The organism is Caulobacter sp. SRI_008 (genome assembly GCF_057586355.1).
On the sequence record NZ_JBYCZS010000026.1, the window covers coordinates 1 to 20,748 of the forward strand.

22 protein-coding genes, 1 tRNA gene and 1 pseudogene are annotated in these 20,748 nt (G+C 68.3%); 9 read left to right on the top strand and 15 right to left on the bottom strand.

Features of this window, described 5'->3' with window-relative positions; all coding sequences use genetic code 11:
• Positions 1-52 precede the first annotated feature (52 nt).
• Entirely contained in the window at positions 53-508 is a 456-nt protein-coding gene (queF, locus tag AC2YHT_RS20460) for a preQ(1) synthase (RefSeq protein ID WP_110121693.1), read from the bottom strand.
• Between the two features lie 92 nt (positions 509-600).
• Here queF and AC2YHT_RS20465 point away from each other — a divergent pair, with 92 nt between their 5' ends.
• Positions 601-1,404, top strand: coding sequence for an SDR family NAD(P)-dependent oxidoreductase (locus tag AC2YHT_RS20465; protein ID WP_487291736.1), 804 nt, complete (start codon positions 601-603; stop codon positions 1,402-1,404).
• Positions 1,405-1,652: 248 nt separating this feature from the next.
• Positions 1,653-2,345, top strand: coding sequence for a TorF family putative porin (locus AC2YHT_RS20470; protein WP_487291737.1), 693 nt, complete (start codon positions 1,653-1,655; stop codon positions 2,343-2,345).
• A 72-nt stretch (positions 2,346-2,417) separates the two neighbouring features.
• Here AC2YHT_RS20470 and AC2YHT_RS20475 read toward each other — a convergent pair whose 3' ends face one another.
• From AC2YHT_RS20475 to sfsA, 9 genes are all read right to left on the bottom strand, one after another.
• Positions 2,418-3,068 carry a cysteine hydrolase family protein gene (locus AC2YHT_RS20475; RefSeq protein ID WP_487291738.1) on the bottom strand — a complete coding sequence of 217 codons (651 nt, stop codon included), beginning with the start codon at positions 3,066-3,068 and terminating at the stop codon, positions 2,418-2,420.
• Positions 3,065-4,126: an LLM class flavin-dependent oxidoreductase gene (locus tag AC2YHT_RS20480; protein ID WP_487291739.1), complete on the bottom strand. Its 1,062-nt coding sequence runs from the start codon at positions 4,124-4,126 to the stop codon at positions 3,065-3,067. The genes AC2YHT_RS20475 and AC2YHT_RS20480 overlap by 4 nt, the downstream gene beginning before the upstream one ends.
• Positions 4,127-4,226: 100 nt before the next feature.
• Entirely contained in the window at positions 4,227-5,510 is a 1,284-nt protein-coding gene (locus AC2YHT_RS20485) for an MFS transporter (RefSeq protein WP_487291740.1), read from the bottom strand.
• Positions 5,510-7,912, bottom strand: coding sequence for a TonB-dependent siderophore receptor (locus AC2YHT_RS20490; RefSeq protein WP_487291741.1), 2,403 nt, complete (start codon positions 7,910-7,912; stop codon positions 5,510-5,512). Before AC2YHT_RS20490 ends, AC2YHT_RS20485 begins: the two co-directional genes overlap by 1 nt.
• A 181-nt stretch (positions 7,913-8,093) precedes the next feature.
• Positions 8,094-8,765: an RES family NAD+ phosphorylase gene (locus AC2YHT_RS20495; RefSeq protein ID WP_487291742.1), complete on the bottom strand. Its 672-nt coding sequence runs from the start codon at positions 8,763-8,765 to the stop codon at positions 8,094-8,096.
• Positions 8,762-9,286: an antitoxin Xre/MbcA/ParS toxin-binding domain-containing protein gene (locus AC2YHT_RS20500; RefSeq protein ID WP_487291743.1), complete on the bottom strand. Its 525-nt coding sequence runs from the start codon at positions 9,284-9,286 to the stop codon at positions 8,762-8,764. The genes AC2YHT_RS20495 and AC2YHT_RS20500 overlap by 4 nt, the downstream gene beginning before the upstream one ends.
• Positions 9,287-9,479: 193 nt before the next feature.
• The gene (locus AC2YHT_RS20505) at positions 9,480-10,172 is read right to left on the bottom strand and encodes a GntR family transcriptional regulator (RefSeq protein WP_487291811.1); all 693 of its coding nucleotides are present in this window, start codon (positions 10,170-10,172) and stop codon (positions 9,480-9,482) included.
• Positions 10,173-10,372: 200 nt separating this feature from the next.
• Entirely contained in the window at positions 10,373-11,203 is an 831-nt protein-coding gene (gene map / locus AC2YHT_RS20510; RefSeq protein ID WP_110121681.1) for a type I methionyl aminopeptidase, read from the bottom strand.
• Between the two features lie 242 nt (positions 11,204-11,445).
• Positions 11,446-12,159, bottom strand: coding sequence for a DNA/RNA nuclease SfsA (gene sfsA / locus AC2YHT_RS20515; RefSeq protein WP_487291744.1), 714 nt, complete (start codon positions 12,157-12,159; stop codon positions 11,446-11,448).
• A 97-nt stretch (positions 12,160-12,256) separates the two neighbouring features.
• On the opposite strand from sfsA, the gene AC2YHT_RS20520 reads away from it, so the two are divergent.
• Together AC2YHT_RS20520 and AC2YHT_RS20525 are read left to right on the top strand one after the other, a co-directional pair.
• Entirely contained in the window at positions 12,257-14,227 is a 1,971-nt protein-coding gene (locus tag AC2YHT_RS20520; protein WP_487291745.1) for an alpha/beta hydrolase family protein, read from the top strand.
• A 59-nt stretch (positions 14,228-14,286) separates the two neighbouring features.
• Positions 14,287-15,039 (top strand): competence/damage-inducible protein A, encoded by a 753-nt coding sequence (locus AC2YHT_RS20525; protein ID WP_487291746.1) that lies wholly within the window; start codon positions 14,287-14,289, stop codon positions 15,037-15,039.
• Here the strand turns inward: AC2YHT_RS20525 and AC2YHT_RS20530 are convergent.
• Positions 15,036-15,413 (bottom strand): helix-turn-helix domain-containing protein, encoded by a 378-nt coding sequence (locus tag AC2YHT_RS20530; protein ID WP_487291747.1) that lies wholly within the window; start codon positions 15,411-15,413, stop codon positions 15,036-15,038. The two genes, AC2YHT_RS20525 and AC2YHT_RS20530, sit on opposite strands and share 4 nt — an antisense overlap.
• A gap of 106 nt (positions 15,414-15,519) precedes the next feature.
• On the opposite strand from AC2YHT_RS20530, the pseudogene AC2YHT_RS20535 reads away from it, so the two are divergent.
• The 5 genes and pseudogenes from AC2YHT_RS20535 to AC2YHT_RS20555 form a co-directional block, all read left to right on the top strand.
• Positions 15,520-15,708: pseudogene (locus AC2YHT_RS20535) on the top strand (LuxR C-terminal-related transcriptional regulator); the annotation flags it as partial.
• 172 nt (positions 15,709-15,880) lie between these two features.
• Entirely contained in the window at positions 15,881-16,237 is a 357-nt protein-coding gene (locus AC2YHT_RS20540) for a hypothetical protein (RefSeq protein WP_487291748.1), read from the top strand.
• A complete protein-coding gene (locus AC2YHT_RS20545; RefSeq protein ID WP_199228593.1) occupies positions 16,210-16,356 on the top strand; it encodes a hypothetical protein in 147 nt (48 codons plus the stop codon). The genes AC2YHT_RS20540 and AC2YHT_RS20545 overlap by 28 nt, the downstream gene beginning before the upstream one ends.
• A 95-nt stretch (positions 16,357-16,451) precedes the next feature.
• Positions 16,452-16,793 carry a hypothetical protein gene (locus AC2YHT_RS20550; protein ID WP_110121678.1) on the top strand — a complete coding sequence of 114 codons (342 nt, stop codon included), beginning with the start codon at positions 16,452-16,454 and terminating at the stop codon, positions 16,791-16,793.
• Between the two features lie 80 nt (positions 16,794-16,873).
• Positions 16,874-17,299: a hypothetical protein gene (locus AC2YHT_RS20555; protein ID WP_487291749.1), complete on the top strand. Its 426-nt coding sequence runs from the start codon at positions 16,874-16,876 to the stop codon at positions 17,297-17,299.
• A 215-nt stretch (positions 17,300-17,514) separates the two neighbouring features.
• On the opposite strand, the gene AC2YHT_RS20560 is transcribed toward AC2YHT_RS20555, so the two are convergent.
• From AC2YHT_RS20560 to hisD, 4 genes are all read right to left on the bottom strand, one after another.
• Complete coding sequence (locus tag AC2YHT_RS20560; protein ID WP_487291750.1) at positions 17,515-18,246, bottom strand: hypothetical protein; 732 nt, start codon at positions 18,244-18,246, stop codon at positions 17,515-17,517.
• A 181-nt stretch (positions 18,247-18,427) separates the two neighbouring features.
• A tRNA-Leu gene (locus AC2YHT_RS20565) sits at positions 18,428-18,514 on the bottom strand.
• A 48-nt stretch (positions 18,515-18,562) separates the two neighbouring features.
• A complete protein-coding gene (locus tag AC2YHT_RS20570; RefSeq protein WP_487290604.1) occupies positions 18,563-19,342 on the bottom strand; it encodes an SDR family NAD(P)-dependent oxidoreductase in 780 nt (259 codons plus the stop codon).
• 5 nt (positions 19,343-19,347) lie between these two features.
• The gene (gene hisD, locus AC2YHT_RS20575) at positions 19,348-20,673 is read right to left on the bottom strand and encodes a histidinol dehydrogenase (protein WP_487291751.1); all 1,326 of its coding nucleotides are present in this window, start codon (positions 20,671-20,673) and stop codon (positions 19,348-19,350) included.
• Positions 20,674-20,748 lie beyond the last annotated feature (75 nt).

Genomic DNA, 20,748 nt, shown 5'->3' on the forward strand with positions numbered 1-20,748 from the left:
GACCCGCTTCGCGGGCCACCCTCTCCCACAAGGGGAGAGGGAACGAGTGAAATCACCCCCGGCCGCGATAAGCCGGCACGCCCTGCTCGGGCACCCACAGGCCTTCCGGCGCCGGGCCGGTCTGCCAGAAGACGTCGATCGGGATGCCGCCGCGCGGGTACCAGTAGCCGCCGATGCGCAGCCAGCGGGGCTTGGCGACCTCGACGATCTTGCGGCCCACCTTCACGGTGCAGTCCTCGTGGAACGAGCCGTGGTTGCGGAAGCTGGTCAGATAGAGCTTCAGCGACTTGCTCTCGATCAGCCAGTCGCCCGGCGCGTAGTCGATCACCAGGTGCGCGAAGTCGGGCTGGCCGGTCACCGGGCACAGCGAGGTGAATTCGGGGGCCACGAAGCGGGCCAGGTACAGCACGTCGTTCTGCGGATTGGGCACGGCCTCGAGCACGGCGGCCTCGGGGCTCTCCGGCGCGGAGACGGTCTGGCCCAGTTGGGTCACGGAAAGTTCGGTCATGGTCGCGATTTAGGCCTCCGCCCCCGGCGAGACAAGCGCCCGCGCGCCGGTTACGGTGTCGCAAACAAGCGTTCGAACGCAGGAGGAAACGGATGACGGGTCGCGACTTCGACGGCTTTTCGGTGGTGGTCACCGGCGCGTCCACGGGCCTGGGGCGGGCGATGGCGGTCGAGACCGCCCGTCGCGGCGCGGCCCTGGTAGTGGTCAATTTCGCCAGCAGCGCAGGCGAGGCCGAGGAGACCGCCCGCCAGGTCGAGGCGCTGGGCGCCCGCGCGGTTCTGGCCAGGGGCGACGTCGCCGACGACGCCGACTGCCGGCGGATCGTCGAGGCCGCCGCGCCCTCGGGCCGCATCGACGCCCTGTTCAACAACGCCGGCGTGACCAAGTTCGCCCCGCGCCACGCCGACCTCGACGCTGTGAACGCCGACGACTTCCTGCGACTCTATTCGGTCAACGTGGTCGGCGCCTTCCAGATGGTGCGCGCCGCCCGCAGCCTGCTGGAGGCAGCGCCCCGCCCCGGCGCCGTGGTCAACACCAGCTCGATCGCCGGCGTCATGGGCAACGGCTCGTCGGTGCCCTACGCCGCCTCCAAGGGCGCGATGACGACCATGACCCTGTCGCTGGCCCGCGCCCTGGCCCCACGGATCCGGGTCAACGCCGTCTGCCCGGGCTTCATCGACACCCCGTGGTTCGGCAAGGCCATGGACGAGGAGAAGATCGAGCGCCTGCGGGCCGGCGCGGCGGCGGCCACGCCGCTGCAGGTGGCCTCCAGCGCCGAGGACGTGGCCGGCGCCGCCGTGTTCCTGGCCTCGCCCGCCTCCCGCCACGTCACCGGCGAAACCCTGCTGGTCGACGCCGGCCTGCACCTGGGGGCCGCGACGATGGCGATGCGCTGAAGCCGCAGTTAAGCGCTAAACATCCACCTGGCGACAACTGTGGCCTAGGAAGCTGCTTATGAAGCAAATTCGTCACACATGCCCAAGTTTTGGACGACCCTTGTTCTTATCGCTGGCGCTGTCGCCTAGCTGATTGCAACTAGAGCACGGCCCGCAGTTAATCCTGGCTTGTGAACTGACGCGCTTGCAGGCGCCGCACAGGTTGGGAGCAAACTCCCGGCGGGCTAACAAAAAAGGGGATAGCACGGATGAAGTTCTTCAAGCTTTCGCTGGCGGCCGCCGCCGCGACGGTCGCCCTCGGCGGCGCCGCCATGGCCCAAGAAGTCAGCCTCTCGTACAATGTCGGCATCGCCAGCGACTACGTGTTCCGCGGCGTGAGCCAAACCCAGGAAGACCCGCAAGTGTTCGGCGGCGTCGACCTCGGCTACGGCATCGGCTACGCTGGCGTCTGGGCTTCGAACGTCGATTTCGGCACCGATGATCCGTCGGTGGAAGTCGACCTGTACGGCGGCATCAAGCCGACCGTCGGCGACGTGTCGTTCGACTTCGGCGTGCTGTACTACGGCTACGTCGAAGACAAGGGCCTGACCCCCGGCAAGTTCAGCTACACCGAACTGAAGGCCGCCGTGTCCAAGCCGTTCGGCAAGGTCACCCTCGGCGCCGCCGCCTACGTCTCGCCGGAATGGCCGGGCGACCTGGGCACCGCCACCTACGTCGAAGTCAACGGCTCGGTGCCGCTGAACGACAAGTTCTCGCTGAGCGCCGCCCTGGGCAAGCAATCGGTCGAAGACGCCGCCGACTACACCACCTGGAACGTCGGCGTCGGCTACGCCCTGACCGACAAGCTCGGCCTGGACGTCCGCTACTGGGACACCAGCGAGCATGACTTCGGCGACATCTACAAGTCGCGCATCGCCGTCTCGCTGAAGGCCGCTTTCTAAGCCAGAGCCCTTCGGTAAAGGATCAGCCGCCCGGGTTCGCCCGGGCGGCTTTTTCTTTGCGCGTTGTGTGAACTAGCCGCCCCAGGCGGCCTGGATCCCGGACGCGGTCTCCAGCAGGGCGAAGCTCAGCCCCAGGCTCTTCAGCGCGCCTTCGTGCAGGTCGGGTTCGTAGGCGGCGCAGGCGTCGCTGGCCACGAAGACGTGGTAGTCGCGATGGAAGGCGTCGCGCACGGTGCTGTCGACGCAGCACTCGGTCGTCAGGCCGCAGACCACCAGCGTATCGACGCCCCGCGCCCGCAGCCGCGCGTCGAGGTCGGTGCCGACGAAGGCGCTGTAGCGCGGCTTGCGCACCACCAGCTCGCCCGGCCCAGGGACCGGACCGTAGAAGTCGGCGCCGGACGTTCCGGCCCGGCAGATGGCCCGCTCGATCTCAGGATCGCCGCCCCGCCGGCGCATGCGCTCCAGCAAGGTGGGGGCGTCGGTCTGCGGCGTCGTCTCCAGGCCGACGAACACCACCGGCGCGCCGGCCGCCCGGGCCGACTCGACCAGACGCCCGGCCGCGTCCAGGGCGGCTTCGACCGCCGAAAGGTCGACGCCAAACCGGCCGATCACGCCGTCGGGCGCGGCGAAGTCCACCTGCATGTCGACGACCAGCAGCGCCGTGCGCGCCGGCGCGATCCAGGTCGAAAGGCCGTCGTCGGCGCGGAGAGGGGCCGTGTTCAAGGATAGGCCTCCCGCAGGCCCGGCAGGATCTCGGCGCCGAACATGGAAAGACCGGCCTCGTAGTCGGGGAAGATCAGCATCAGCCCGTCCAGCTCGCAGGTTTCGACCAGGTCGCGGATCCGCGCCCCGCAGGTCGCCGGCGCGCCGATCACCGTCCGGGTCATGAACGCCCCCTGGCGCGCGGCCGTCTCGGCGAGGCGCTCGGGGGGCACGCCCCAGTTCGACAACATGGTGGTGACCGCCGTCATGTCCACCCCGTCGCGATAATGGTCGGCCAGGGCTTCGGCCTCCGCGTCGGTCGCCGCATGGACCACCGTGCACATGGCGTAGGTGCGGACAGCCTTGCCCAGCTCGGCCGCCCGCGCCTTGGCCCGACGGCTGGCCTCGCGCAGGGCCGCCTCGTCCTCGCCGCCGATGAAGCAGGCGTCGGCCTCGGCGACGGCGAAGGCAAAGCCGCGCTCGGAGACGCCGGCGCAGATCAGGTCCGGACGCGGCGCGCTGATCGGCTTGGGCTTGGATCGGCAGTCGTTCAGCGTGAAGAACCGCCCCTCGTGGCTGACGCTGTCCTCGGTCCAGAGGCGCTTGACCAGGCGGGTCCACTCCTCGGCCAGTTCATAGCGGTCGTCGTGGCTCAGCGTGTCGTCCCAGGCGCTCATCTGGGCGAACTCGTCGCGATAGGCGCCGGCGACGATGTTGAGGCCCGCCCGGCCGCCGCTGACATGGTCGAGGGTGGCGATCATCTTGGCGGCCACGGCCGGGTTCTGCAGCAGCGGATGCAGGGTGGCCCAGATCTTCACGCGGCTGGTGGCCTCGGCCAGGGCGGCCATCAGGGTCACCGATTCCAGCGCCGCGCCCCAGTGGTCGGTCTCGCCGCCGAAGCCGCGGAACTTGGCCATCGACATGATGAAATCGAGGCCGATCTCGTCGGCCAGCACGGCGGCGGCGCGGTTCTGGGCGTAGAGGCCGTCCAGCGGCGGCGTCGTCTTCGAGACGATCCAGCCGCCATTGGCCACGGGCAGGAAGACGCCGAACTCCTTGCGTCCGTCCTCGCGCCCCATGCTCGCCTCCCGCCGTGCTCACCCTGCTGGCGAGTCGGCGCGACCATAGACCAAAAGGGTGACGTAGCGAGACCCCGGGACGAGGTATCGGCGCGCGGTATCAGGGCGCCGGGACGGCCTCCGTCTCCGTCGTCGCGAGACGCGGCTTGGGCGGGCGCATCATCAGGGCGGCGACGAACACCACCGCGGTCAGGGCCGCGAACAGTTCGAAGGTCTGGGTGAAGCCGCCCAGACGGTCGCGCATGAAGCCGCCGATGAACGGCCCCGCCGCCGAGACCGCGCCCACCAGGCAGACCAGCGAGAAGAGCTCGACGTTGTTCCTGCGGCCGAAATAGTTGAGCAGCAGCAGGCTGACGGCCAGCACGGTGAGGCCAAAGCCCAGGCCCACGCCGACGGCGTAGAGCGCCTGCAGCGGCAAGGTCGTGGCCCGCGACAGGGCCAGCAGGCCCACGACCAGAAGGCCTTGGGCCAAGGCCAGCAACCAGCGAGGATCGACCCGATCACCGACGGCCCCGCCGGCCAGGCGGGCGACGACCTGCATCAGGCCTTCGGCGCTCAGCGCCCCGGCCGCCACCACCCCGGCCACGCCCAGCTGGGTCAGGTGGGCCTGGGTCAGGCTGGCGGCGGTCACCCCGGCCAGCAGGTGGCTGAAATAGGCCGCCACCAGTATGGCGAACTGCGGGGTGCGGACGGCGTCGCGGACGCTCCAGTCGTGATCGGTGCGGAAGACGCGCGGATGGGCAGGCGCGGCCTTGGCGTCGGCGGCGGTCAGGCGGTCCATGGCCCGGCCCGCCTCCTCCAGCCACTTGGGTCCGCCGACCACGGCCGCGCAGAGCAGGCCCAGCACGCCGATGGCCAGCGCCTGCAGCGCCCAATAGACTCGCCAGTGGCCGTCGAAGGCGCCCTGGCTGGCCAGCACCATCAGCGGCCCGGCCACGCCGCCCAGGGCGCCGCAGGTGAAGTAGATGCCGAACGGCATGGCCCGCTGGCGGAAGATCGCCGACAGCACGTAGGTGCCGGGGATCAGGGCGGCCGCCTGGAAGCCGACGCCCAGCAGGGCCGTGGCCAGGAAATAGGCCGGCAGGCCATGGACATTGGCCATCAGCGCCAGCCCCCCGGCCATCACGGCCGCGCCGGCCACCAGGGTTGCGCGCACGCCCCAGCGACGGATCAGCAGGGTCGGCAGCCAGGACGAGGCGCCGGTGGCCACGCCCATGATGGAGAAACCGAGGAAGGCGTGCTCCCAGCTCCAGCCCAGCTCAGGAACCATGGCCGGAATGACCACGCCCAGCGACGAATAGGTCGCCGCGGTGATCAGGAACAGCAGCAGCGAAAAGGCGCCCAGCAGCAGCCAGGGGCGATGCTGGATCCGGACGTGGGCCATCAGAAGCGCCTCGCGAGGGTGACCCGCCACTCCCGCCCCTTGCCGGGCAAGGCGGCGAGGTTGGCGTAGGTGTCGGCGACGGGCGTGAAGTAGAGCTCGTCGAACAGGTTGTCGATGTTCAGCGTGGCCGTATAGGGGCCGTACTCGTAGGCGACCGAGCCGCTGGCCACGGCGTAGGCCGGATAGACCACCGCGCCCGGGACCAGGCCGGAGGTCTTGGTCACGTGCGTCACGCCCAGCGTCGCGAACACCTTGCCCCAGTCGTGCTGGTCCGACGCGTAGGCGCCGTACAGGCTGACCACCGACTTGGGGATCAGGGTGTAGTCGTAGTCGCCCGGCCGGATGCTGGTGAAATCCCAGACCAGATAGGCCCCGCCATAGCCGTCCACGCCGCTGACGCCGACCGTGTAGACGGGGATGTACTGGAACGACTTGTCCGGCCCCTTCACCGTCGTGTGCTGGCTGTTGCCCGAGAAGGTGAAGCTGAAGTGGTCGCTGGCCAGCCAGCGCACCTCCAGCTCGACGCCCTCGGCGCGCGTACCGGTCGGCGTGGCTTTGATGCCGGTCAGCTGGGTGCGGTTCTGGCGATAGCCGGCCAGCGAGCCGATCAGCGTGCCCTTCAGCCACTGGAACTTCACGCCCGCCTCGGCCAGGTCGCTGTCCGACAGCCAGGCGTCGCTGGCGTCGGCCACCAGGCCCGGCGCGATGTCGCCCGCCTGGCTCATCTCGAGCGCCGAGGCCTTGGCATAGGTCATGTAGGGCATCAGCCCGAAGGGCGCCTTGTAGCTGACGCTGGCCGTGTAGGTCCCCTTGCCCTTGGCCGCCTTCTGCACGCCGGCGACGGTGTAGGACAGATAGCCGACGTCCTCCGACGTGACGTCGTAGTCGTCGTAGCGACCGCCCAGCATCAGGTTCAGCTTGTCGCCGATGGCGATGTCGGTGGTGAAGAACACGCCGGACTGCGTCCACTTGGAGTGGTTGTCGTTCTCCCACGCCACGCCGTCGCCGGGATTGAACGGACTGCCGATGATGTCGGTCGCCGTGGCGCCGTACGACAGGTCCTGGCGGTCCAGCGCGATCAGGCCGCTGTTGAAGCTCTCGCGCCGCCGGCCGTCGAAGGCCCGATAGGAGGCGCCGACGAACGACTGGGCCCGCACCGCGCCGTCGAAGGCCTCGTTGCGGAAGTCCCAGGTCAGGCGGGCCTCCCAGACGTCGCTGTCGAACCAGGCTGGATAGCCGTAGGAGACGAAGCGCTTGTTCTCCAGGGAGTCGTAGAACAGCTGCAGCTTGACCGAGCTGTCGGGCGACAGCTTGCGGCCGATGTCGAAATAGAGGGTGTTGGTCGCCGTCTTCGAGAAGTCGGCGGCCGAGACGTAGACGGTGCGCGGCGACAGCTTGGTCGTGCCCACCCCAGTGTCCAGCGTGTGGGCCGCGTCCGTCGTCGGAGAACCGAAATAGGCCAGGTACAGCGCGCTGGCGTAGGGGTAGTAGCCGATCTCGCTGGGCGTCAGGCGGCCGTTGCCGTCGCTGTCGACCAGGCTGGTGTCGCGGCCGGTGACATAGGTTCCGTTGTCGATCAGGTCCTGGGTCAGGCGGTTCCAGCCCGAGGTCTGCACGTCGCCCTGCGAGCGATAGATCATGCCGCCCAGCGCCACGCTCCAGCCGCCGCCCAGGTCGAAATCGGCCGAGACCTGGCCGGTCTGCCGCCTGGGATAGATCCCATGATAGAAGCTGTGGCTGTCCTCGACCTCGCCATAGAGGTGGACGCCGCCGATCACCTGGCCGACCTCGACGGGCAGGCCGACCTGGGCCGTGGCGTCCTTCTTGTTGTAGCTGCCGTAGGTGAGGGTGATCTCGCCCTCGGGGTTCTCCAGATAGCCGCCTTCGCCCTTCCCGGACTTCGGGATGAAGTTCAGCATGCCGCCAACCTTGCCCGAGCCGTAGATCGGGGTCGGCGGGCCGCGCACGATCTGGATCTGCTCGGCCGCCCCGATCGGCGTCGCGTAGGTGCCGCGGTTCTCGACGCGCTTGAAGCCACGGAAGTAGTTTTCGGCCAGGGTGCCGCGGATATTGAGCGCCCCCGGCACGCCGTAGAAGCTGGCCGTGTAGGTCCCCGGCGACACCGCCGTAAGGTCGTCGATGGTCTCGACGCCGTAGCGTTGCAGGGTCAGGCCCGAGACGAAGCTGGCCGAGCGCGGCGTCTCGATCAGCGGCTTGTCCAGGCCGAACACCGTGTCGTTCGGCTGCTTTTCCAGCAGGCCGGCGTTGCGGTCGCGGGCCGTCACCACCACCGCGTCGACTTCCGTCAGCTGGTCGGCCGCCCGCGCCGAGGAGACGGCGGCGAGGCCGGCGAAGGCGCCCACGGAGGCGACGGTGGCGAGAAGGGCGAGGCGACGGGACATGCGGCAGGCTCCGGGAAGCGGCGCCTTTGGCCCCGCCTCGCCGCACCAAATGGGGATGGCTTGACGTTCGTCAAAATCTCTTCTGACATTTTAGAACGAATTGCCAAAGCCCTGTGTCGAGAAAGCCTCACAGTTGGCGAGACGTTCCGCCGGCTGTCGCCCGCCGGCCACAGCCGGGCCTTCAGGCAGCCAGGCGCCGGGCCTCGATCCGGCGCGACGCGGCCTCGACCCGAAGCTCGTAATGGTCGCCCTGGGTCACGTCCTGGACGTTGCGGGGGCGATGGGCGACGACATTGATCCCGCCCGCGTGGCGCAGGCTGTCGAACAGGATCCCCGCCCCGCCCGAAGCGCGCACGGCCTCGCCCATCGCCTGGCCAGCCGCATAGTCGTCGCTGGCGTAGACCTCGGGCCGCGCCCCCTGCTGGCCCCGGATGTCGAGATAGTCGCCCTCCAGCCTGGCCGAATAGACCCGGTACTGGCGGCTGAGGGCCTTAGCCCCCGTGGCGACCGCCTCGCGCCGCAGGTGGTGGGCCACCTCGGCCACCGCCGTCGTCAGTTCGGCGGCGGCGTACCAGGCGCCGAGGTCCGGGCCATTGAAGCGCATGCCGCCGGGCGCGACGTGCAGGAACGAGGCCATGACGATGCTGGCGTTGGTCCGGCCATGGACCCGCTCATCGATCGGCAGGCGCGCCACGCGCTCGGCCACCAGGCGGTCGTTGGTCCAGCCGGCCAGGTCCATCACCGCGTCGAGATCGGCCGCCGTCGCCACCGTGTCGAACAGGCCGATCGGCGGAAAGCGCGACGGGATCAGCCGATAGCTGGGCTGCGGCGCCGGCGCGTAGGCCTCGCTCACGAGAAGACGATCTCGGCGTCGTCGTAGGCACAGAAGTCGCGGTCGAGATCGCCCGGCGGCATGTAGAGCCCGCCCCGCGCCCCGTCGAGGAAGCGGCGCACGCTGATCAGGCCGTCCTGGGTTCCGCAGGTCAGCACCTCCAGCGGCGGGCGGCCGCCGAACAGCGGGGCCGTGTGCGGCGTCCGCAGCCAGGCGACCGCCTCCCGCTCGCTCGCCTGCAGCACGCCCAGGGCCTGATGCACGCCCAGCACCGCCGAGATCCGGGTCAGCATGTCGAGATCCAGCGTCACGTCGCGATGCTCCCGCACCGCCTTCACCCAGTTGTAGTAGGTCGAGCGCGACGGCAGGCCCAGCACCAGCAGGCGCTGGTCTTCGGACAGGTCCCACAGGTCGGCGATGGCCAGGAAGGTGCGCAACCCCGGCCCGCTCAGCCGGCGGCGGTTGGCGGGCGAGAAGCGCGACAGGTCCAGCACGCCCGAACCGGCGGCGACTTCGACAGGTTTGCGCTTGGCGACAGGCATGCGGATCTCCATCCAGATCCGAATATAGTCCAGATTTGGACTTGATGGAAGGTGCGCGCCGAAAAGCCCCCCTCCCCCTTGATGGAGGAAGGGCCGGGGATGGGGGTGACGCGGCGGTTCAGGCAAACGCGGAGCGGCCAACGCTGCAACCACCCCCACCCAACCCTCCCCCATCAAGGGGGAGGGCTTGAGGTCACGCCTCCACCTGCGGCCGCTGCACGGCCTCGGGGGTGATGCTGAGGATGCGGATCATCGCCGCCTTCGAGGCCTCGACGTCGCCGCTGGCGATGACGTCGGCGACCTCGCGGTGCTGCTCGATGTCGGCCATCAGTTCGGCCTCGGTCGCCCCGCCGAACGAGAACACCCAGAAACGGGCGGCCTTGTGCTGGAGGGGGATCAGGATCCGGGCCAGGGCGAGATTGCCCGAGGCGCGGGCGACGGCGGCGTGGAAGCGCTGGTCCATGGCCACCAGGGCCGGCAGGTCGCGCGTCCGGGCGGCGTCCTCGGCCCCGTCGAACACGGCCTTGATGGCGGCGACGTCGGCCTTGGAGGCGTGGCGGGCGGCCAGGCCCGCGCAGTGCGGCTCGATCAGGGCCCGGGCCTCGTAGCCCTGGCGCAGGTCCACCAGATCCAGCGGCGCCACCGTGGTGCCCGAGCGGGCGCGGCGGATGACCAGCCCCTCCAGCGCCAGCCGGCCCAGGGCGTCGCGCACCCCGGCGAGCCCTGCGTCGTAGCGCGCCGCCAGCGACTGCTCGTCCAGCCGCGCGCCCGGCGCCAGCTCGCCCAGGATCAGGTCGAGCAGGATCTTCTCATAGACCTTGGCCTTCTGCAGGTCGGGCGACCAGTCCTCCAGCCCCGAAGACGAGCAGACGTCCAGCACCAGCATGCGCGACCGCGCGCCGCCGGCGACACCGTCGTCAGGGGCCCGCAAGGGCGAAGGCTGGCGCACGAAACCGCTCCCGAAGGTTGTCTTCGGACTGATAGGTAAGCTGAAATGTCAGTTTCGCCTAGTGGCTTCGCACCCGTAAGGGTGCGGGCTCAGGCGATCCGGTCGAGCCTCGAAGGACGCAAAGCGCCCGCGGCGCCTCAGACGCCCTGCATCGGCGGCTGGAACAGGCCGGTCGGCGAGGCGGTGAACACCTCGCAGCCGTCTTCCGTCACGCCGATCGAGTGCTCGCACTGCGACGACAGCGACTTGTCGCGGGTCACGGCCGTCCAGCCGTCGCCCAGCACCTTCACCGCCGGCTTGCCCAAGTTCACCATCGGCTCGATGGTGAAGAACATGCCGGCCTTCAGCACCGCGCCCTGACCGGGACGGCCGAAGTGCAGGATGTTGGGCGAGTCGTGGAACACCTTGCCCAGGCCGTGGCCGCAGAAGTCGCGCACGACGCTGCAGCGCTGGGCCTCGACGTAGCTCTGGATGGCGTGGCCGATGTCGCCCAGGGTCGCGCCCGGCTTCACCACCGCCAGGCCGCGGGCCAGGCTTTCATAGGTGATGTCCACGAGGCGGCGGGCGCGCGGCCCGACCTCGCCGACGCCGTACATCCGCGAGGTGTCGCCGTGCCAGCCGTCGACGATGACGGTGACGTCGATATTGGCGATGTCGCCCTCGCGCAGGGTCCAGTCGCCCGGGATGCCGTGGCAGACCACGTGGTTGCGCGAGATGCAGACCGTCTTGGGATAGCCGCGATAGAACAGGCAGGCCGGCAGGGCGCCGTTGTCGAGGATGAACTCGCGGGCCAGCGTGTCCAGGTGATCGGTCGAGACGCCCGGCACGACGTGCGGGATCAGCATGTCCAGGCACTCGGCGGCCAGACGGCCGGCCTTGCGCATGCCTTCGAAGTCTTCCGGCTTGTGGATCTTGATCTGGCCCGTACGGGTCTCGGTCTCGATCTCGAAGGCGTCGTCGAGGGTCATGGGCGGCTCAATCTCAAACGGGGCGCGTCACGCGAGGGAGCGCCAGGAACAAATGTCGGTCGGGCTTATGTCGCGACTATAGCACGAAAGTTCAACTGGGGCACGGCGCGCGCTCCTCTCCCTTCCCCCTTTGATGGGGGAAGGGTCGGGGATGGGGGTGACAGCGGTTCAGAAAAGAGCGCTAACCCAACCGCCGTAGCCACCCCCACCCGGCCCTCCCCCATCGAGGGAGAGGGAGCGCCTCACCGCTTCCAGACGATCGGCCGCGCGATCCGGATCTCCTGCGTGCTCATCGCACACGCCCAGACCATGATCTCCACTCCCGCCTCGGCCGCCACGTCCAGCCCGCGCGCGAAGGCCGGATCCAGCTCGCGGCAGGCCTGGAAATCCTCGCAGTCCTCGCGCTGCACGACGAACAGCGCCACCGCCCTGTGCCCCTCGGCGACCTGAGCGGCCAGGTCCTCCAGGTGGCGGGTCGAGCGGGCGGCCTTGCAGTCGGGGAATTCGGCCAGGCCCGGCGAGCGCGACAGGTGGACGTTCTTGACCTCCAGCCAGCACGGCGGCCGGTCTGGGTCGGTCAGCAGGAAGTCCACCCGGCTGGCGGCGGCGTACTTCACCTCCGGCCGCACGTTGGCGTAGCCCGTCAGCTCGGGGATCACCTCGTTCGCCAGGGCCTCGGCGACCAGCTTGTTGGGCAGCATGGTGTTGACGCCCACCAGCCCTGTCCCGTCCGCCCCGGCCGCCTCGACCAGTTGCAGCGTCCAGGCCAGCTTGCGCTTGGGATCGTCGGAGAACGACACCCACGCCCCCTGCCCCGGCAGGTTCACCCCCAGCATCGCCCCGGAGTTCGGACAGTGCGCGGTCACCTCCCGCCCGTCGTCCAGCACCAGATCGACGAAGAAGCGCTTGTAGCGCTGGACGATGCGGCCGTGGGTAAGGGCGGAGGGAAACTGCATGGAGGCGACCGGCGACGGAGAAAACGGGGAGCGAGAATGACTTTGACGGGACCACCAGAGAGCGAATAACGATCACCCGGGGCAAGGGGGCTTGCGAGTGCGTGTTTTCGTGACGGCCATGGCCGCGGCTTTATCCTGTCTGGCCGGCGGCGCAAGTTGGAGCGCGGAACGCATCGACGCCGCGCGCTTCGCCCGACCAGACGCCTACAGCGACATTTCCCTGTCCGAAGACGGATCGCGCATCGCCGTCATCGGCCAGCACGACAGCCTCGACGTGCTGCGGGTCTATCACGTCGATCGCCTGGCCGACGGCCCCACGGCCGAATACCCGCTGGGCTCGGCCCGCACGGCCGACTGGATAGCCTGGAAAGGCGATCGCCTGCTGTTCGGCGTGGGCATCCCCGATCGAACCTACGACTTCCTGATCAAGAGGACCCGGCTGTTCTCGACAGACGAGCGCCTGCAGTCCTTCACCAACCTCGTCCGCCGCCCCCGACGGGCCATCACCCAGCCTCAGATCCAGGATAACGTCGTCAGCCTGCTGCCGGAGGATCCGGACGGCGTGCTCGTCGCTGTGGATTGGGTCGATCCGCTGCACCCCGGCCTCCTGCGCCTCGACGTGCGCACCGGCGAGGAAACCCGGGTGCTCGAACGCGACAAGAACGTCCTGTTCTGGCTGGCGGACGGGGATGGTCGGCCTCGCCTGGCCATCGGGGACGTCGTTCGCGACCGGCCGATGCTGCTCGGCCTCGCCCCGGACGGAAAGCTGCTCCCCGCGACGCCCGCCGACGCCGAGCCCATGACCCCGCTGGGCTTCGATGGCGATCCCGATCGCCTCGTCGTGACTTCCGCGCACGAGGGCGGCGTGGACGGTCTCTATGTCTACAGCCTTTCCCAGCGGCGCTTCATCGGCACGCTGTTCAAGGACGCCCGCTACGACGTCGCCGGCGCCGTCTTCTCTCCGGACGGTCGGCGAGTCGTCGGCGTGCGCTATGTGGCCGACGCCGTACGCACGGTCTATTTCGACCCGGAAGCCAAGGCCCGGGCCGCCCGGATCGCGCAGCTCGCCGGCGCCGACGACGCCGCGATCGCCGCCGAAACCCGCAACGGCCGCTTCGTCATCGCGAGCGTCGCGAAGGAAGATCGTCCCGCCGCCTCGATATGGATCGACCTTCAGACCGGCCAGACGAAGCCGTTCGCGCGTCTCCAGCCCGCCCTCGACGAGGCGCCCCTCGGACGCCGGTTCGCCGTCAGCTTCAAGGCGCGGGATGGTCTGGAGATCCCGGCCTATGTCACCCTGCCGCCAGGCTTGGCCAGCCTCGACCAGGCGCGGAACCTGCCGTTCGTCGTCATGCCGCACGGCGGACCGGAGGCGCGCGACGACATCGGGTTCGACTGGTGGGCGCAGTTCGTGGCCACGCGCGGCTACGCCGTCCTGCAACCCAACTTCCGGGGCTCGACCGGCTATGGCGACGCCTTCCGCAAGGCCGGCGAACGCGCCTGGGGCGCGGCGGTCTATCAGGACGTGATCGACGGCGGACGCTGGCTGGTCCAGTCGGGCTTGGCCGACCCGCGCCGGATGTGCGTCGCCGGCTGGTCGTTCGGCGGCTACCTGGCGCTGGCCGCAGCGACCGATGCCGCTCCCGGCCTGTTCCGCTGCTCGGCCGCGATCGCCGGCGTCTCCGATCTCTCGGACCTGATCGAATCCAAAGGCCAGTTCTATGGCGGGGACCTGGCCACGCAGCGCCTGATCGGGGACGCCCGGCGCGACCGCGCCCGCATCGTCGCGGAGTCTCCCGCCCGCCGCGCGGCCGCGGCGGCGATGCCGATCCTGATGGTGCACGGCGACATCGACCAGTCCGTACCGGTCGAACAGTCCCGTGCGATGGCCGCCGGGCTGAAGGCCGCGGGCAAGCCCGTCGACTACCTGGAACTCCCCCTGGCCGATCACGGCCTGACGCGGGAGAAGGATCGCCTCGCCATGCTGCGGGCGCTGGAGCTCTTCCTCGACGCGCATCTGGACGTTCCGGCCTCCCAGGTCGCCGCCCAGGTCACCAGCAAGCCATGACGGTTGCGGCAGGCCTGTCGCGGCCTTAAGTCGAAGGCGTTCCAGGGGAGTTTCGCCGCATGGTCGATCGTGTCACCGCCGCCGTCCTGATCATCGGTGACGAGATCCTGTCGGGCCGCACCCAGGACGTGAACCTGAACGCCATCGCCAAGTACTTGGCGACCTACGGCGTCGACCTGGCCGAGGCGCGCGTGGTGCCCGACGTCGAGCAGGAGATCGTCGAGGCGGTCAACGCCCTGCGGACCAAGTACGACTACGTCGTCACCACCGGCGGCATCGGCCCGACGCACGACGACATCACCGCCGACTCGGTGGCCAAGGCGTTCGGCGTCACCGCCCCCGAGCATCCCGAGATCATGGCCCTGCTGCGCGAGCGCTGGGGCGAGCCCAACGCCGCCCGCCGCCGCATGGCGCACGTGCCCGAGGGTGGAACCCTGGTGAAGAACCCCGTCCAGGGCCCGCCCGGCTTCCAGAAGGAAAACGTCTTCGTGCTGGCCGGCGTGCCGGCGATCATGCGCGGCATGCTCGACGACGTCGGCCCGCGCCTGCGCACCGGGGCCGTGGTGGTCGCCACCACCGTCCGCGTCACCGGCACGGGCGAAGGCACGATCGCAGCCCCGCTGGAAGCCGTCGCCAAAGCCCATCCGGACCTGTCGATCGGCAGCTATCCGTTCTTCGCCCTGCCCGACGTCTACGGCGCCAGCCTCGTCATCCGCGGCCGCGATCCCGCCGAGGTCGAGGCCGCCGCGATCGAACTGGAAAAGGCCCTCGCGGACCTCGGCGTCGGCGGCGTGGAGCGGCTGGAGGCCTAATCCTCCTCGCCAGCCTCGATCATCGCCTGGGCCAGGCCCACCATCGCCCGCTGGGTCTTGGGGCCAGCCTGGGCGTAGGCGCTCAGCAGGTCCAGCGCGCCGGGCAGGGTCAGGGCCGCCAGCATGCCGGCGCTCTCCTCGGCGGGAGCGTCCTCGCCCACCAGGGTGGCGACCGAGGTCTCGAGCCGGGCGGCGATGCGCACCAGCATCGAGGCCGACACGCGGTTCTCGCCGCGCTCGTACTTCTGGATCTGCTGGAAGGTCAGGCCCAGGGCCTCGGCCAGCTCGTCCTGGCTGATTTTCAGGTAGCGACGACGAATACGAATGCGCGTTCCGACGGCGAGGTCGATGGGATCCGGGCCGGCTGTCGTCATCTAGGCATGTCCGAAAATCAAAGAACTCGGCTATCTATCGGCGTGGCCGCCCCGCGCCGCAACGCACTTCATCCCTAGATCGAGTGGAGCCGATTCGCTCGCCCCCATGGACACGCCTTTCAACCCCGCCGCCGGCCTCGAACTTCTGACCAAACGCGAGCGCGAAGCCCTGCGCCTGGTCAGCGAACACAGGCTTTCCAAGGAGATCGGCCCGCTGATGGGGGTCTCCAAGTCGCGCGCCGACGCCCTGGTGGAAAGCGCCTGCCGCAAGCTGGGCGTCAACGGCCGCCGGGCCGCGGCCCGGGTGCTGAGCGAGCATGAACGGGGAATCGATCCCCCCCTCGCTCCCCCAGCCGCCCCGCCCGCCGACTATGGGACTCGATACCACCCCGACCCAATCGGACTGGCGGGCGCCCCGCCGGGCTCGCCACCGTCGTCCTTGCGTAAAACCGAGGCCTACGACGACCGTGACATCCGACCAGAACACCCCCGCCCCAGTCAGCCTGCAGGAGCATCGCCTGGGCATGCTGGTGTGGAAGGCCCGCCAGATCAGGCAGGCGGTGACCGCCTTCGAGCAGGCCTGGCCGCCCCTGCCCCCCGAGCCGCCGGTCCCGCCCTTCGGCTGGTCGCAACTGCAGCGCCAGCTGACCGACCTGGCCCCGCCGGAACTGGCCCCGCTGGTGACCGACCTGGTCTCGGCGATCCGCAAGGAAGCGGCCGCCAAGCCGCCCGAGATGGTGCTGAGGGAGATCCTGACCATCACCGCCACGGTGCTGGACGAGAGCTTCCGCGAGAAATGCGCGGAGGATTCGACCATGCTCTGACCCCCGCCTTCCGCCTGCTGGCCGTCCTGGCCATCGCGCTCGGCTTCGCCATGCTGATCGGCGGGCTGCTCAGCGCCCGCCAGGTGGTCGAGCTCTTCCAGAACCTGCGCCACGGCTGAGGCCGCCTTTCCCCAGAAGGCGCCCGCCGGCGCCTTCGCTCAACGTCCGGATCGCGGCCCGCCGAAGCCGCCGGACCTTTCGAGGGGAACTCCACATGAACCGCCGCATCGTCGCCGAGCATCTCGCCACCCGCCTGTTCACCGCCGAGGAGGCCGTCGACAACACCCTGGCCGCCATGGGCGAGCTGATCGCCGCCATGCCCCGCGCCCGCCTCCAGGCCAGGGTCGCCGCCGGGGTGGGCCAGCAGGCCGTCGATCACGTGATGGTGGCCGCCTCGGGCCTAGCGGACGTCCGCCGCTCGCTGATCGCCGCCCACGGCGCCCTGTCCGACGCCAAGGACCAGATCGGCCTGCGCCGCGTCACCCTGGTGGGCGGCGGCGACAAGGAAGAACCCGACTCCACGCGCGGCCAGCTGGAGGTGGTGAAGTCGGCCTGAGGCCGCCGCGCGCCCTTCGCCCCTTTGCCGATCCCGCGATTCACCGCGACAATGGCCCCCGGACACGTTCGGGGGCCGCCTTGTTCTCAATCCTGCCGACCCAGCTGGGCGCCGGCGCCATGTTCGTCATCTGCGGCGTCGCCCTGTGGATCGGCGGCCGCATGGAGCGCGGCCTGGCCATCGCCACCATCCTGGCCTGGGTGGGCTCGGCCGCCCTGGAGATCGACGACCACCGCATCCCCCAGTGGGGCATCTTCGCCGTCGACCTCGTCTATCTCGGCGTGCTGGGCAGCCTGGCCCTCTTCGACCGCCGGATCTGGCTGCTGTTCATGGCCACCTTCCAGCTGCTGATCGTCCTGACCCACGTCGCCTTCGCCCTCGACCGCTCGCTGATGCAGTGGGGCTTCTTCTCGGCCTACTACCTGTGGAGCTACGCGGAACTCGTGGCCTTCGCGATCGGGCTGGCGGCGCTGGCGTGGCGGCAGAAGAAACAGGCTCGCCGCTGAGCGAGGGTGGCCGGCCCGGGCTGGGACGCGCGAGCCGGCCGGCGTCCGACAGTGTGGAGTGGAAACGAACGCGCGCCCGACCTCGCGAGAGTCGCCGCGCTCATCTGTGCGCTGACGCACAAGCGGCGCCATATCGTGGAAAAGCTGGTGCGGGCAGCCGGGGTCGAACTCCATCCATCGAACTGAGGCGATTAGAAATTCAATCGATACCGCCTCTAAGCCTGGCCTATAAATTTTTGGAATCCAAAAAATAACAACGCCACCACTACGTAAATCAATGGAGGAATCAATCTGATTGCATCCATGGAAGCCTCCATTACCCTATAAGGCTTTTTTAACTCAGGGCTTTTGTTTTCTATTTCTTCAATTTTATTGATTCTTGCCTTTATACTTTTATTTAGATTTTCAACCTGAAAATATCTCTCTTCATAAGTTTTCTTAGCTTGCATTTCCTTAAATCTAGAGTGCCTTATGTCCATATCATATTTATTTGGCGTTTGAAGATTTAACTGCTCATAATGACTAATATCCGTCATTAATTGAGCATATTCATCCTTATTCCATTCCATTTGCTCAGTCACCAATTCAATTTTCTTCCTTTCATCCTCCAAAGAAGAATTCATGGAACTCAATTTTTCCTCCACCCGCTCACGCAACCTCTCAGCATACACCCGAGGATACGCATACACGGCCTGAACAGAAAGCATTACGTATTGCAAAAGAACATAAAAATTTACCGATAATAGCGCCCTACCAATCATCCAATCGGGAATTGTTATCGATAATCCATAAAATAGTATCGCTTTATTTACATGAAAAATTCCATACGAATGCATAAAAAGAAGCGTTGCAAATATATAACTCCACTTTCTCGCCTTTAAAAGTCTAACATATATTCCATCAGAAGCCGTGTGATCGTCCTCAATCCAAACAACCTTTCCAGACACCCCCGCCCCCATCAAATATTACAGGTTAAATGATTTTCTTAGCGTTCAGAAAGAGTCAAAATCACAACCGAAGAGCAATTGTGATAAATCAACCATCACACATGCAACGAGAGAATTATGGAATTCAATGCATGATAGGCGGCACAAAAGCGCGACGCGTGATGCCAAGACTAGGTACAAATGGTGCGGGCAGCCGGGGTCGAACCGGCAAGGCCTTGCGGCCGGCGGATTTTAAGTCCGCTGCGTCTACCAGTTTCGCCATGCCCGCACTGGTAGTGCGAGGCCTAACCTAGCCGGGCGGAGGCTGTCGAGCCCCTCAATCGGCCGTCCAGCCGCCATCCACCACCAGCGACGAGCCGGTCATCAGGGCGCTGGCGTCGGAGGCGAGGAAGACGATGGCGCCCATCAGGTCCTCGACCTGGCCGAGGCGCCCGAGCTTGATCTTGGCGAGCACGCTGGCCAGGAACGCCTGGTCCTCGAAGAACGGCCTCGTCAGCGGGGTCTCGATGAAGGTGGGGGCGATGGTGTTGACGCGGATGCCGTGCGGGGCCAGGTCCAGCGCCATGGCCTTGGAGAGGCCCTCCAGCGCCCACTTGCTGGCGCAGTAGAGCGTGCGGTTGGGACCGCCGACATGACCCATCTGCGAGGTCATGTGGATGATCGAGCCCTTGCCCCCCGCCTCCACCATCCGCTGGGCGGCGGCTTGGGCGACGAAGAAGGCGGCCTTCAGGTTCAGATCGAGCACGGCGTCGTAGTCCTCGACCGTGACCTCCGTGAACGGCTTGGGGCGGTTGGTGCCGGCGTTGTTGACCAGGATGTCGAAGGCCGGACGGCTAGCGAGCGCCGTGCGAACGGCCTCGACGTCGCCGACGTCCAGCACCAGAGCCTCGGCGGCCCCGCCCTGCTCGCGGATGGCCTGGGCCGCCGCCTCGATTTCGCCGGCCGAGCGGGCGACCAGGGTGACGGCCGCGCCGGCGTCGGCCAGGGCCGCGGCGGCGGCCAGGCCGATGCCTCGCCCCGCCCCGGTGACCAGGGCCCGGCGGCCGTCCAGCCGGAACGACGGCGTGCTTGGCAACACAAGAGGGGGCAGCTCCATCGCCCCTATTCCGCCGCCAGCACGGGCGAGGCCGCGCCGGCATAGGGCACCTCGCGATGGCCGTAGCGGCGCACGCGGATGTTGGCCTGCTCGCCATGGCCGGCGAAGCCTTCCAGAGCGCACAGCCGCGAGCAGTACTCGCCGACCAGCGCCGAAGCCTCGTCGGTCAGCACCTTCTGGTAGGTGCAGGTCTTGATGAACTTGCCCACCCAGAGGCCGCCCGTGTAGCGGGCCGCCAGCTTGGTCGGCAGGGTGTGGTTGGTGCCGATCACCTTGTCGCCGAACGAGACATTGGTGCGCGGGCCCAGGAACAGCGCCCCGTAGTTGGTCATGTGCTTGAGGAAATAGTCCGGGTCGCGGGTCATCACCTGCACGTGCTCGGAGGCGATTTTGTCGGCGATCTCGACCATCTCATCGTCGCTGTCGGCGAGGATCACCTGGCCAAAACTCTCCCAGGCCCGGCGGGCGATGGCGGCGGTGGGCAGGATCTCGAGCAACTTCTCGACCCAGGCGATGGTGTCTTCGGCCAGCTTGCGCGACGTGGTCAGCAGGATGGCCGGGCTGTCGGGGCCGTGCTCGGCCTGGCCCAGGAGGTCGGTGGCGCAGAGCTCGCCGTCGACGGTGTCGTCGGCGATCACCAGGGTCTCGGTGGGGCCGGCGAAGAGGTCGATGCCGACCCGGCCGAACAGCTGGCGCTTGGCCTCGGCGACATAGGCGTTGCCGGGACCGACCAGCATGTCCACCGGCGCGATGGTCTGCGTGCCCAGGGCCATGGCGGCCACGGCCTGCACGCCGCCCAGGGTGTAGATCTCGTCGGCGCCGGCCATGGCCTGGGCGGCGACGATGGCCGGGGCCGGCTTGCCGCCGAATGGCGGGGCGCAGGTGACGACGCGCGGCACGCCGGCCACCTTGGCCGTCAGCACCGACATGTGGGCCGAGGCCAGCAGCGGATACTTGCCGCCCGGCACGTAGCAGCCGGCCGCGTTCACCGGCAGGTTCTTGTGGCCCAGGATCACGCCCGGCAGGGTCTCGACCTCGACGTCTTTCAGGCTATCGCGCTGGATCTGGGCGAAGTTCCTGACCTGGGTCTGGGCGAACTCGATGTCCTTCAGATCACGGTCCGACAGCTGGTCCATGCAGGCCTGAATCTCGGCCGGCGACAGGCGGTAGCTCTCGCGGTCCCAGCCGTCGAACTTCGTCGACAGCTCGCGCACCGCCGCATCGCCCCGCGCCGCCACGTCGGCGAGGATCCCCTCCACCGTCTCGCGCACCGCACGGTCCGCCGCCGCAACAACGCCCGCGTCCGCACCGCTCTTCAACCACTTCGCCATGGCCGTCTCTCCTGGAAGTCTCCCGGGAAAGGTTTGGCGCGGATCGGCGGCTCGCGCGCGGCGTGCAGCGGGAAC

Bases quoted from the DNA above. Each gene is read 5' to 3' on its own strand.
- AC2YHT_RS20470 (WP_487291737.1), top strand. From the start codon at position 1,653: ATGAAGTTCTTCAAGCTTTCGCTGGCGGCCGCCGCCGCGACGGTCGCC.
- AC2YHT_RS20550 (WP_110121678.1), top strand. From the start codon at position 16,452: ATGAACCGCCGCATCGTCGCCGAGCATCTCGCCACCCGCCTGTTCACC.
- AC2YHT_RS20480 (WP_487291739.1), bottom strand. From the start codon at position 4,126: ATGGGGCGCGAGGACGGACGCAAGGAGTTCGGCGTCTTCCTGCCCGTG.
- hisD (WP_487291751.1), bottom strand. From the start codon at position 20,673: ATGGCGAAGTGGTTGAAGAGCGGTGCGGACGCGGGCGTTGTTGCGGCG.
- map (WP_110121681.1), bottom strand. From the start codon at position 11,203: ATGACCCTCGACGACGCCTTCGAGATCGAGACCGAGACCCGTACGGGC.
- AC2YHT_RS20490 (WP_487291741.1), bottom strand. From the start codon at position 7,912: ATGTCCCGTCGCCTCGCCCTTCTCGCCACCGTCGCCTCCGTGGGCGCC.
- AC2YHT_RS20525 (WP_487291746.1), top strand. From the start codon at position 14,287: ATGGTCGATCGTGTCACCGCCGCCGTCCTGATCATCGGTGACGAGATC.
- AC2YHT_RS20485 (WP_487291740.1), bottom strand. From the start codon at position 5,510: ATGGCCCACGTCCGGATCCAGCATCGCCCCTGGCTGCTGCTGGGCGCC.
- queF (WP_110121693.1), bottom strand. From the start codon at position 508: ATGACCGAACTTTCCGTGACCCAACTGGGCCAGACCGTCTCCGCGCCG.
- AC2YHT_RS20530 (WP_487291747.1), bottom strand. From the start codon at position 15,413: ATGACGACAGCCGGCCCGGATCCCATCGACCTCGCCGTCGGAACGCGC.
- AC2YHT_RS20465 (WP_487291736.1), top strand. From the start codon at position 601: ATGACGGGTCGCGACTTCGACGGCTTTTCGGTGGTGGTCACCGGCGCG.
- AC2YHT_RS20505 (WP_487291811.1), bottom strand. From the start codon at position 10,172: ATGCTGGTGCTGGACGTCTGCTCGTCTTCGGGGCTGGAGGACTGGTCG.
- AC2YHT_RS20545 (WP_199228593.1), top strand. From the start codon at position 16,210: ATGCGCGGAGGATTCGACCATGCTCTGACCCCCGCCTTCCGCCTGCTG.
- AC2YHT_RS20570 (WP_487290604.1), bottom strand. From the start codon at position 19,342: ATGGAGCTGCCCCCTCTTGTGTTGCCAAGCACGCCGTCGTTCCGGCTG.
- AC2YHT_RS20500 (WP_487291743.1), bottom strand. From the start codon at position 9,286: ATGCCTGTCGCCAAGCGCAAACCTGTCGAAGTCGCCGCCGGTTCGGGC.
- sfsA (WP_487291744.1), bottom strand. From the start codon at position 12,159: ATGCAGTTTCCCTCCGCCCTTACCCACGGCCGCATCGTCCAGCGCTAC.